This window comes from Planomonospora corallina, assembly GCF_042650625.1.
In the GTDB taxonomy this organism is placed as follows: Bacteria; Actinomycetota; Actinomycetes; order Streptosporangiales; family Streptosporangiaceae; genus Planomonospora_B; species Planomonospora_B corallina.
This window is the reverse complement of sequence record NZ_JBHSBM010000010.1, coordinates 280,514-291,943: the sequence shown is the minus strand read 5'-3', so window position 1 is coordinate 291,943 and position 11,430 is coordinate 280,514. Positions and strand designations below refer to the sequence as shown.

Genomic DNA, 11,430 nt, shown 5'->3' with positions numbered 1-11,430 from the left:
ATCCCGGTCCGACCGGAACCGCTCCGTCTCCGGAGCAACCCTTCAAACTTACTCCATCATTCGGCTCTTGTCCAACCGAACCTCGGCGAGACGCGCAGCCTCACAGAGGAGGAGTGAGTCAGAGGGGGCTCCCGAGGCTCCGGCGATCTCCGCCGACCCCCTCGGGCCTGTGAACTATATGTAGGCCCGCCGACACCGTCAAATCAGCCGAGATCCCCGCTGGGAACGTGCTTCCCGCTCGCTGGGTAGGTACAGGGCGTGACAGACCAACGCGTAATCCCCCGGGCTCTGAGCATCCTGCTGTGCGTGGCCGCCGCCGTGGTCGCACTGGCCGGCATCAGAGCCGTCGGCTCCATCCTCGGCCCCATGCTCCTGGCGCTGGTGCTCGTCATCGCCGTCTCCCCGGTCCGCACCTGGCTCGGCAGGCACGGGGCCCCGGGATGGCTGCTGGTCGCGCTCCCCCTGACCATCGTGCTGCTCGTCCTGCTCGGCATGGCGGCGATCATGACGGTGTCCGTCGCCCAGCTGGCAGGCCTGGCCCCCACCTACAGCGACCAGTTCGGTGAGATCGTCCGGCAGCTGCAGGACTTCGCGGCCCAGAGGGGCGTCGGCAGCGAGCAGATCGACAACGCGCTCAGATCCTTCGACCCCGGGAACGTCTTCACCTTCGTCCAGGGGTTCGCCTCCGGGCTGCTCGAGGTCTTCTCCAGCCTGGTGTTCATGGTGATCCTGCTGCTGGCCATGTGCCTGGACGCGCAGGCCTTCTCCCGGGCCCTCGCCTGGGGCGGCGGTTCCCGACCGGCGCTCGCCGCCGCTCTGGACACCTTCGCCCACAAGACCCGCCGCTACCTGGTCGTCTCGACCGTCTTCGGCATCGTCTGCGCCGTGCTGGACGCCACCGCGCTCTGGTTCCTGGACGTCCCGCTCCCCCTCCTGTGGGGGGTGCTCGCCCTGATCACCAACTACATCCCGAACATCGGCTTCGTCATGGGGCTCATCCCTCCCGCCCTGCTCGGCCTGCTGGAGGGCGGGTTCGAGACCATGATCTTCGTGATCGCCGCCTACATAGCGATCAACTTCGTGGTCCAGTCGCTCATCCAGCCCAAGTTCCTCGGTGACGCGGTCGGTCTGTCCACCACCGTGACGTTCCTGTCGCTCATCGTCTGGGCGTTCGTGCTCGGCCCCCTGGGCGCTCTCCTGGCCATCCCGCTCAGCCTGCTGGTCCGTGCGCTGCTCATCGACAGCGACCCCCACGGCGCGTGGGCCGCCGCGCTCATCTCGGGCCAGGTCCCTCCGGACGGTGGACGCGGCCACCGGCGGGACGGCCCCGGGCCGGAGGACGTCCCCCCGTCCGGGGCCTCCGCCGTACCCTGAGCGCATGTACAGCGAGCAGGCTCCCGTCCCGGGGCTGGCCGGGCGGCTCGTGTGCGTCTGGACGCGCGTGGTGACGTCCGCCGGCGTCGGGCTGGTCGTGCCGGACGGCTGCGTCGACCTGGTCTGGGGTCCCGCGGGGCCGCAGGTGGCGGGGCCCGACACCGGGCCGATGCCGGTCCGGCTCTCCCCCGGCGACCGCTACACGGGCGTCCGGTTCCGGCCGGGCGCGGTGGGCGAGGCGCTGGGGGTGCCGGTCGAGGCGCTGCGCGACCAGCGGGTGCCGCTGGCCGACCTCGGCACGCTGCCCGAGCTCGCCGCCGCCCCCCTGAGCCCGGAGGCCGTCCAGGAGGCGCTGGCCGTACGGCTGCGCGCGCTGCCCGGTCCGGATCCGGCGGCCCCGGCGATCGCCGGGGCGCTGCGGACCGGGCGGAGCGTCGGGCAGGTCGCCCGGGAGCTCGGGCTGAGCGAGCGGCAGCTGCACCGGCGGTGCGTGCGCGCCTTCGGGTACGGCCCCAAGGTGCTGCAGCGGGTCGTGCGGTTCCAGCGGGCGCTCCGGCTGGCCCGCAGCGGGCTCCCACCGGCCGAGGTCGCGCTGGCCAGCGGCTACGCCGACCAGTCGCACCTGTCGAACGAGGTGCGGCGGCTGGCCGGCGTGCCCCTGGGTCAGCTCGTCAGCCGGCCGTAGGCCTTGAGGGTCCCCAGCCGGGCCACGGTGATGAAGCCGCCCCACTCGTGGGCGACGATCGGCGTCCACATCGGGAAGTTCGGCGCCCAGCCGCCGTCGGATCCCTGCTGGCCGATCAGCGCGTCGAGGTGGCGGTCCAGGACCTCCTGGTCGAAGAGCGGCAGCGTGAGGGGCTCGGGCGCGAAGTCGAGCGGGAAGTGCACCTCCCCGGGCGCGTCCGGGTCGAAGGCGACGGTGGCCAGGATCGCCTCGCGGAGCCGGGTGAACTCGCCGAGGGCTCTGTCGCGGTCCGGGACGTGCTCCAGGAAGTGCAGGATCGCCCGCGCGGTGTAGGGCGTCGGCTTGTCCTCCTTCTCGATGGCGGCCCAGGCGAACCCGGTGGCCGGGGCGAGCCACGGGTGCTCGATCTTGTGCTTGTGCAGCAGCGCGGCGATCGAGGCCGTCGGCACCAGGGAGCCGGGCGGGTCGTCGGGGGTCTCCCACCACGGCGCCCGCGGCGAGGTCCGCACGCTCGGCAGCACGAACGGCACGCCCCCGTCCGGAGCGGTGACCGTCAGCAGGTGGTCGCAGGCGCGGGTGACCATCGGGTCGTCGAACGCGTCCAGCTCGTCGAGGATCCAGAACGCCACCTCGACGGGTTCGGGCTGGCTCTCCGGTCCGCGCAGGTCGGGCTCCAGGGCGTTGCCGAACCCGCCGTCGGCGTTCTGGTAGCCCCGCAGCACGGCCAGCACCCGCTCCGGCGGCGCGCCGTCGAGCAGGCTCTCGCACCGGAGCCGGTCGATCAGTCTGGCGTTGAGCAGCAGGTAGCGCCTGGCGGCGGCCAGGGCGTCGGCGGTGAGCGTCTTCATGCCTGTGACCGTACGGCCGCGCCGCCGCGGCGTCTTGCAGGAATCGGACGCGTGTCACGCAGGGCCGGCCTCACAGGAGTCGCGCGCGCCGGCCGGGGTCAGGGGATCTCCATCGCGACGGCCCCGCCGCTCACCCGGCTGCGCCCGTCGGGCTCGGCGATCGAGACCTTCAACTCGCTGGGCCGTCCCATGTCCACGCCCTGGATGACGATGAACTCCCGCGCCTCGCTCCCCAGCGCGCGCAGGTAGCCACCGAAGGCGGCGGCCGCGGCCCCGGTCGCCGGGTCCTCGACCACGCCGCCCACCGGGAACGGGTTGCGCGCGTGGTAGCGCCGGTCGTTCTCGCGGTGGAAGAGGTTCACGGTCGTCCAGCCGTGGCGGGTCATGACCGACTTCAGGGCCTCGAAGTCGTAGTGGAGGTCGGCCAGTCGCTCGCGGGAGGCCGCGGCGAGCACGAGGTGGTGGACTCCGCCGAAGGCGACGTGCGGCGGGAACGACCGGTCCAGTTCGTCGCGGGACCAGCGCAGCGCGGCGAGCGCCTCGTCCAGCGCGTCCTCGGCCGCGGGCGCCGAGCGGGTGGGCACGCTGGTGAGGGTGGCGACCAGGGTCTCGCCGTCGACGCCGGTGTCGACGGCGATCTCGCCGGCGTTGGTGCGGAACGTCAGCGGTCCCGTCCCGATCCGCTCGGCCAGGGCCACGGCGGTGGCGATCGTGGCGTGCCCGCAGAAGTCGACCTCCGCCGAGGGCGCGAAGTAGCGGGCCCGGAAGACGCGGGCCTCGTCGTCGCGTTCGGTCAGGAAGGCGGTCTCGGAGTAGCCGACCTCGGCGGCGACGGCGCGCATCTCCGCGTCCGTGAGGCCGGCGGCGTCGAGGACGATCCCGGCGGGGTTGCCGCCCGCCGGGTCGTGGGTGAAGGCGCTGTAGCGCAGGACTTCCGCGTTGCTCGTCGCTGTTCCGTTCGTCACAGTTCCGGAACCTAGCAGCCGCCGCCTCCCGGGCCGAGGCCCGCCCGGCCCGAAGTCGCGGGCCGTCATCTCATGCGGAAGACCGGTCCGCGGGGGGCGAAGGGGAGACGCGCGCCCTCGGGGACGAGGAAGGCGTGCTCCCGGCGGATCCGGAGCACGTCGCACCAGCCGTCGGTGATCACCAGGATCGGCCCGCCGGGCGGGAAGTCCTCGGCGCGCTCCAGCAGGTTCACGCCGGGCTGCAGGACCGTGCCGCCCCGGCCGCGGACCCTGACCCGCCGGGCGATCTCCTCCACCGGCAGGTACCCGGCGTCGTAGGCCGCCGCGTCGCAGAACACCACCCGGGCGCGGGGCACGTCGCGGGCCGCGGCGTAGGAGGCGACGGCGCCCAGCGCCTTGCCGAGCAGCCGGGTGTCCATCGAGCCGGAGGTGTCCAGGACGACGCCGAACGTCGGCCGCCGCAGGAGCTCCTCGGGCCGCACCCAGCCGGGGCGCGGGATGCCGGGGCTGGCCGCCTGGCGGCGGGAGGCGCGCGCGTAGGAGCGGCGCCGCTCCACCGAGGGGACGTGCTCGTCGAACCAGCGGGCCAGCGCGGCGTCCCAGGGCAGCGGAGGCTGGTCCAGGGCGCGGATCTCCTGCTCCAGGCCCGCGGGCAGCAGGCCCCGGCCGCTGCCGTGGTGGTAGGCCAGACCGGTGGACAGGGCGTTGCGGTAGTAGTCGTCGAGGTCGACGTGGCGGCCGGGCGCGCCCGGGTGCGGCAGCGGACGGTCGAGGACGTCGCCGAGCCCGCGCCCGCGCAGGGTGGCCAGTTTGCGCAGGCGGCGCAGGTCCACGGCGATCCGGTCGTAGACGGCCTCGGCGGACAGTCCCGCCAGCGACCGGTCGAAGAGCAGCCCCTCGGGCATCTCGCCGACGCCCATCTCGACCAGCCAGCCGTTGATCACGTAGTCGGCGGCGACGTTCCACAGGTAGGGGTCGCGCCCGCCGACGCGCTCACCGTGGCGGAGCGCGGCGTGCAGCATCTCGTGGGCCAGCACGAAACGCCATTCCTCGGCCGACAGGCTCACCAGCGGGTTGACGTAGATCTCGGCGGCCTCGGCGCTGACCGCCGCGATCGAGATCTGCCGGTCCCGGGCGAGGTCGGCGTCGGCGACGATCCGCATCCCGGCCGCGAGCGCGCCGAGCAGCGGGTAGGAGGAGACGAACCAGCCCAGCGCCCGGTCCCAGGGCCCCTCGGCACGGCCGTCCGCGGCGGTGCGCGGCGTGCCCGCCAGGTCCAGCGCGGCCGTGGCGGAACGGGAGACTCCGATGGCGAAGCTCCGCTGGAAGTCGGTGCGCCGGGCCAGTTCCTCGCTGCCGATCACGAAGTCGGGCATGCCGCCGGGCACGTGTTCGGGCGGCAGGCCGAGGCGGCGCCACCGCTGCGCGAGCGTGTTCTCGTCCTCGGGCGGCGGTTCCGGCGGGAGCGGCGCGGGGCAGCGGCCGATCTTGAGGGTGCGCAGGAAGCGGTCGGCGGCCAGGCAGCAGGCCGCCCGGTAGGCGGGATCGGGCAGGACGCCGGTGGCCCAGTCACGCTCCACCGGCTCGCCGAGGTCCGCGGGCAGCGCGGAGCGGGGGTCGGCGTGCCCGAAGCCGAGGTGCAGCAGGAGGTGGGCGAAGACCCAGGCCCACTCCTCCGCCCCGGCCCGGCGCGCGGGATGGTGGCGGACCCGGCCGTCGGCGGAGACCGTGGCCCAGGTGCCGGCGGACAGCTCGCCGGCGCGGGCGGCGTAGAGGCGGGCGGGGTAGTCGCGGAAGAGCGGGTGGCCGGTCGCCGTCCGCCAGCCCCGCTCCACCGCCTCGCGCCAGGGGTCGGCCTTGGCCCTGCGGCGGCCGGTCACCTGCGCGCCGCGGCGAGACGGGGCAGGTCGCGGCCCACCTCGACGAGGAACCAGGTCGGCAGGGCCGGGGCGCCGTTCGCGTCGTCGGCGATGACGAGCTGGGCGCACTCCAGGGAGATCTCGGCCAGTTCGACGAGCAGGGTCTTCGCGCGGAACGCCAGGTCGCGCCCCCGGGAGGAGGCGCCGCGCTTGTCCGCGGGCAGTTCCTTGACCAGGCGGGCGCGGAAGGTCTCCGCCAGGAAGTAGAGCAGGTCGCGGTCCTCCGGGGCGCGGGGCCAGGGGACCTCTCCCTTGATCACGGCGTCGAGGTCGTAGGCGTGCCGGACCTTCTTGACGTAGGCGCGGAAGGCCGAGGCGTGGGCGGCGGTGAGCGTGCCGAAGGCCAGCATGGCGAGGGTCTCCTCGTCGATGCCGTCGCCGTAGGAGTGCATGACGTCGGAGAGCATGTGCCAGGCCCGCGGTGAGGAGAACGGCTCCTCCGTCTTGGGCGGGGCGCTCCACAGGTGGTCGGGACGCTGGACGAGGTAGTCGACGATCCACTGGTGGATGCCGTTGGCGGCGGCCCAGGTGAGCCAGTCGGTGGCGGAGGCGCGCAGATGGAGGTGGACCAGACGGTTGACCAGGGCCGATGCCATCGGCCGGGCCAGCGCGTTGTCGGTGGCCCGGTTGCCGGCTCCGATCACGATGGACCCGGCGGGCAGCTCGTAGGTGCCGAGGCGGCGGTCGAGGATCAGCGAGTAGAACGCCTTCTGCACCTCGGGCGCGGAGGCGTTGAGCTCGTCGAGGAACAGGCAGTACGGCTCGTCGCGGGCGATCGACTCTGGCGGGGCGAACCGGCTCCGGCCGCCGGCCACCTCCGGCACCCCGATGAGGTCCTCGGGGGCGAGCTGGGTGCCGAGCAGGGTGACGCATTCCAGCCCGAGCGCGTCGGCGAAGTCCCGGACCAGAGAGCTCTTGCCGATGCCGGGGGCGCCCCAGAGGAACACCGGGCGCACCACCGCGACGTGCAGGAGCACGCCGGGCAGCTGCGCGGGGGTGACGGTGACGGTCGCCTGCATGCCGTAAAGGGTGGCAAACCGCCCCCGCGGGCCGCACCGGGTTTTCCGGCGGTACGGCCCGCGGACGGTGGCGGCGTCAGGTGGCGGCCGTGGGAACGGAGGCGGGGGCGGACGACTGCGCCTCCGGCTCCCGCCACGGCTCGGCGCCGGCGACGGAGACGCGGCGGTCCCAGGGCATCGCGTAGGCCAGGATCGGCAGCAGCGCCACGGACGCCTGGGCCCACATCGAGTGCAGGTGCCACCAGGTGACGTTGTTGAACTGGGTCATGTAGAGGTAGCCGTACCCCGCCCACAGGGAGACGCCGAGGATGGCGGGCCAGGCGAAGCGCGCGGGGGTGGGCCGGGCCACCAGGAACGGCATGAACCACAGCAGGTACTGCGCGCCCAGGCGCGGGGTGGTGACCATGAAGGCGAGCAGCAGGGCCGTGGTGAGGTCGACCGGGTCGGCGCGGCGCCACAGGAAGGCGACGACCACCATCGTGACGTAGATCAGCCGGGTGCCGAACGTGGCGATGCCCGCGTCGAGCGTCCAGTCGCCGCCGACGAGGATGGCGCTGTAGCCCCACTCGCCGACGATCGGGCGGATGTGCTGGATCACCCGGATGACCTCGGGGATCTGGTCCAGCGCGGTGCCTGCGAAGACCGGCAGGGTGACCAGGAAGAAGAGCGGCACGGCGCCGGTCGCCACGAACGCGACCACGCGGGCCCGGAAGGTCGGCAGCAGCAGGAGCATGCCGGGGATCAGCCAGATCGGCCAGCTCTTGGCGCACAGCGCCAGGCCCATCAGCAGACCTGCGGCCAGCGCCCGGCGCAGTGCGGCCCGGTCGCCCTCGCGCGGGGTGAGCCCCTGCCGCACCGCCTGCCGTACGGCGCGGCCGATCCCGTAGGCCCCGGCCCGCCGCAGGGTGCCGCCGAGCCCGTGGGCGGCGACGCTCTCGCGCACGTAGGTGACCGGGTCGTGGCGCAGGCCCGGCCGGTCGGGGTCGCCGGGGCCGCGGGCCACGACGAAGGCGGCGACGCCGAAGACGAGCGCGACCGGCTCGACCTGGCCGTGGATGGAGGCGACGAGGACGGCCAGGGGGTTGCAGGCGTACTGGAAGGCGCGCAGGGAGGCCGCGGGCCCGCCGGCGAGCTTGCCGACCAGCGGGATCAGGATGATGTCGGCCACCACGGTGACCAGGCGGCCGGCCCACTCCCAGGGGATGCCGAGCCAGAGCAGCAGGCCGTACACGTACGGGATGGTCGGCAGGAAGTGCCAGCCGCCCTTGCTGCCCAGGACGGGGTCCTCCCGGTTGAGGATCGCCTCACCGGCGGGTTTGAAGCTGTTGACGAAGTCGACCGGTTGCCAGTCGCTGTTGGCCGCGAGGGCCATGATGAGCACCCGGACGCCGACGCCGACGGCGAGGATGACACCCATCGACGGGCGCCAGCCCCTCCGCTGGGCGACCAGAGCGAGCACGACACCTGTGACGAGGACGATCCCCGTGAGCAATGCGTTGTCCATGACGGCCCCTAGCCTGCCGGATGGCGCGAGTGCCCAGCCACCCGGACGGCGAAACGGGCCGGGACGGGCTCAGCGGGCCGGTGTGCGGGCGCCGGGCGCGGCGACCCGGTGGAAGGCCTTCCAGGTGTAGAGCAGGGCGGCCAGCGCGGTCACGGACAGCAGCACGTAGCCGAGGGTGTAGACGCCGAAGGCGGAGAAGACCACGCCCATGACCAGCGGCGGGAAGTAGCCGCCCAGACCGCCGGCGGCGCCCACCAGGCCGGTCACGGTGCCCACCCGGGACGGCTCGACGAGCTTGGCGACCAGGGCGAACACGCCGCCGGTGCCGAGCCCGAGGAAGGCCGCCATCAGCACGAACGTGATGCCGGCGGGGATCTCCGGGGCCGGCTGGAGCACCAGGACGAGCGCCAGCAGCGCGGTGCCCGCGAACGAGGCCATCAGCACCCGGACGGGACCGATCCGGTCGGACAGGATCCCGCCGAGCGGCCGGGCGATCACCGCGGCGATGGAGAAGCCCGCGGCGCGGAGCCCGGCCTCGGTCTGCGCGAAGTCGTACACGTTCTGCAGCAGGGTCGGCAGGTAGGTGGAGAAGGCGACGAACCCGCCGAAGGCGACGGCGTACAGGAACGCGCACTGCCAGGTCGCCTTGATCTTCATGGCGTCGCGCATGCGCGGCAGGGCGGGCTCGGCGGACGGCTTCCAGGCCGGTGAGTTGCGGGCGGCCGCCAGCATCACGACGCCCGTGACCGCCAGGGCCGCGGCCATCAACAGATGGGTCTGGGTACGGCCGACCGCCTCGACGAGGCGGGGGGTGAGGAAGGCCGACAGGGCGGTGCCGCCCATGCCCGCGCCGAAGACGCCGGTGGCCAGGCCCCGGCGGGCCGGCTCGTACCAGGCGTTGACGAAGGGGATGCCGACGGCGAAGGAGGTGCCCGCCACGCCGAGGAAGAAGCCCCACAGCAGCAGCGCGCCGTAGGAGTCGGACCAGCCGACGAGGAGGACCGGGATGATCGAGACGAAGCAGATGGCGGCGAACATCAGCCGTCCGCCGATCCTGTCGGTCAGCACTCCCACCGGGATCCGGCCGAGCGAGCCGACCAGCACCGGGATCGCGACCAGCATGGAGGTCTCGGTCGGCGACAGCTGGAGCTGGCTGCTGTAGCTCCTGGCCAGGGGGCCGATCAGGTTCCACGCCCAGAAGGTCACCGCGAACGCGGCCGTGGCGAGGACCAGGTTCGGGAGCTGGCCTCTGCGAAGTTCATCCGGCATGCGGGGCTTCTACCCAGAAATTCATCACCATACGTGACGGAAGGGCTATCGCGGCCACGGACGGCGGCGGGCCCGGCGCCGGGGAACCGATGGAGAGGACCCGATGCCGGAGAGCCGATGGTGAAGACCGGTGGCGGAGAGCCGGTGCCGGGAACCCGATGGCGGAGAGCCGATGGCGAGGACCGGTGGTGGAGGCCTCGCCGCCGGGGGTCCGTCTCCCCCGGCGGCGAGGGGCTCGCCGTCCCGGCGAAGGACCCCCGCGGTGGAGGGCCCCCGCGGTGGAGGGCCCCCGCGGTGGAGGGCCCCGCGGCGGGTCAGAAGCCGGCGGTGATCCTGGTGAACTCCCAGTCGCCCTGGGAGATGCCGCTGCAGTTGGAGGTGACGCCGCCGCCGGGGCAGCCGCGGTCGCGGTTGACCGACCAGTACGCCAGGCGGGTCAGACCCTTGGACTTCGCCCAGTCGGTGATCCGCTGCCAGGTGGCGGGGGTGGTCAGCTCCTGCTGGTCGGACAGGCCGTTCATGCCGGAGATGCCCATGCGGGCGTAGGCCTGGGCGTCGCTCCAGCCGTGGGCGGACTTCAGCGCGTTCTTCAGGCCCTCGGCGGCGTTGACGGTGTCGGTGTAGATGTCGGAGCTGCCGAAGTCGAACGGCATGATCGTGTAGTTGTCGATCGGCACGCCGAGCGCCTTCGCCTGGTCGATCAGGCGCAGGCCGTGCGCGTTCGGACCGGTGCGGGTGGTGCCGAAGGTCACCACGACCTTGACGTTCGGGTTGTTCTGCTTGACGATCTTCAGGCCGTTGAGGATGCGGTCCTGGACGGTGTAGTTCTCGAACTCGTCGGTGTTCTCGATGTCGAAGTCGACCACCGCCGGGCCGACGGCGTTGATGACCTGCTGCACGGCGCCGGCGAAGGCCTGCGGGGTGGCGCAGTTCGGGCCGAGCTTGTTGCCGGACCAGCCGCCGAAGGAGATCTGCACGCTGCCGCCCGCGGCCTTGATCTGCGAGATGGCCTGCGCGTCGGCGCCGCCGGTCAGCGGCCGGTTGCCGTCCCAGGCGGGGGTGCAGCCGCCGCTGGACAGGATGAACGCCATGGTGAACGACTTGACGCCGGTGGCGTTCATGACCGTGGCCGGGCTCGGCGGGTTGCCCCAGCCCATGTAGAGGTACGGCGCGCCGGGCATGCGCCCGGTCGGCGGCGGGGTGGTGCAGCCGCCGGTGGTGGCGGTGACCTGGCCGCTCGCGGCCGACTCGCCCTGGGCGTTGTAGGCCTTGACGGTGTAGGTGTGGGTGCTGCAGGCGCCCAGGCCGGAGACGGTGGCGCCGGTGCCGGTGACGGTCGCCCTGGCCGAGGAGCCCTCGTAGACCCGGTAGCCGGTCACGGTGCCGGAGGAGGCGTTCCACGCCAGGGAGATCGAGGAGTTGGTCGTGCCGGCCACCCGGAGGTTGCCGGGCGCGCCGGGCACGCCGGGCGGCTGGGTGGGGTCGCCGCCGCCGGTGACGCGCTTCCAGAGCGCGGGGACGTTCGGCGGTTCCCAGCCGGGCTGGGAGGTGTGGCCCTGGATGGCCTGGTAGTCGGCGCCGTTGTAGGTCACCACGGTGCCGGCGGTGTAGGCCGTCCACGCCTGCCACTGGGGTGCGGCCGACAGCACGGCCGCTTGGAGGGCGGACACGGGGGCGGACACGGGGGCGGACACGGGGGCGGCGAGGGCCGGCGGCCCGGCGAGGGCCCCGGTGAGGGCCGTTGTGAGCGCCGCTGCCAGGGCGGCGGGTACGGCCAGGGCCGCACGTCGCAGTCGCATGGGTTCTCCTTGGGGGGGTCGGGAGACTCTGAGGGTCGGGAGATCCGG

The 11,430-nt window shown here is 73.4% G+C and carries 9 protein-coding genes; 2 read left to right on the top strand and 7 right to left on the bottom strand.

Annotated elements, in window-relative coordinates; translation table 11 throughout:
- The first annotated feature begins 258 nt into the window (after nt 1-258).
- Together ACFOWE_RS04945 and ACFOWE_RS04940 are read left to right on the top strand one after the other, a co-directional pair.
- A complete protein-coding gene (locus ACFOWE_RS04945) occupies nt 259-1,374 on the top strand; it encodes an AI-2E family transporter (protein ID WP_377285673.1) in 1,116 nt (371 codons plus the stop codon).
- A gap of 4 nt (nt 1,375-1,378) precedes the next feature.
- Nucleotides 1,379-2,059, top strand: a complete 681-nt coding sequence (locus ACFOWE_RS04940; protein WP_377285672.1) for a helix-turn-helix domain-containing protein — start codon at nt 1,379-1,381, stop codon at nt 2,057-2,059.
- Here ACFOWE_RS04940 and ACFOWE_RS04935 read toward each other — a convergent pair.
- The 7 genes from ACFOWE_RS04935 to ACFOWE_RS04905 all read right to left on the bottom strand — a co-directional run bounded on the left by ACFOWE_RS04935 (nt 2,038) and on the right by ACFOWE_RS04905 (nt 11,382).
- Complete coding sequence (locus ACFOWE_RS04935; RefSeq protein WP_377285671.1) at nt 2,038-2,907, bottom strand: hypothetical protein; 870 nt, start codon at nt 2,905-2,907, stop codon at nt 2,038-2,040. The two genes, ACFOWE_RS04940 and ACFOWE_RS04935, sit on opposite strands and share 22 nt — an antisense overlap.
- A gap of 98 nt (nt 2,908-3,005) precedes the next feature.
- A complete protein-coding gene (locus ACFOWE_RS04930; RefSeq protein WP_377285669.1) occupies nt 3,006-3,872 on the bottom strand; it encodes a PhzF family phenazine biosynthesis protein in 867 nt (288 codons plus the stop codon).
- A 65-nt stretch (nt 3,873-3,937) separates the two neighbouring features.
- Nucleotides 3,938-5,752, bottom strand: a complete 1,815-nt coding sequence (locus ACFOWE_RS04925) for a vWA domain-containing protein (RefSeq protein WP_377285668.1) — start codon at nt 5,750-5,752, stop codon at nt 3,938-3,940.
- Nucleotides 5,749-6,810, bottom strand: coding sequence for an AAA family ATPase (locus ACFOWE_RS04920; protein WP_377285666.1), 1,062 nt, complete (start codon nt 6,808-6,810; stop codon nt 5,749-5,751). The genes ACFOWE_RS04925 and ACFOWE_RS04920 overlap by 4 nt, the downstream gene beginning before the upstream one ends.
- Nucleotides 6,811-6,886: 76 nt before the next feature.
- Complete coding sequence (locus ACFOWE_RS04915) at nt 6,887-8,314, bottom strand: hypothetical protein (RefSeq protein WP_377285665.1); 1,428 nt, start codon at nt 8,312-8,314, stop codon at nt 6,887-6,889.
- 69 nt (nt 8,315-8,383) lie between these two features.
- The gene (locus tag ACFOWE_RS04910; RefSeq protein ID WP_377285663.1) at nt 8,384-9,583 is read right to left on the bottom strand and encodes an MFS transporter; all 1,200 of its coding nucleotides are present in this window, start codon (nt 9,581-9,583) and stop codon (nt 8,384-8,386) included.
- Nucleotides 9,584-9,897: 314 nt separating this feature from the next.
- The gene (locus tag ACFOWE_RS04905; protein WP_377285662.1) at nt 9,898-11,382 is read right to left on the bottom strand and encodes a carbohydrate-binding protein; all 1,485 of its coding nucleotides are present in this window, start codon (nt 11,380-11,382) and stop codon (nt 9,898-9,900) included.
- Nucleotides 11,383-11,430 lie beyond the last annotated feature (48 nt).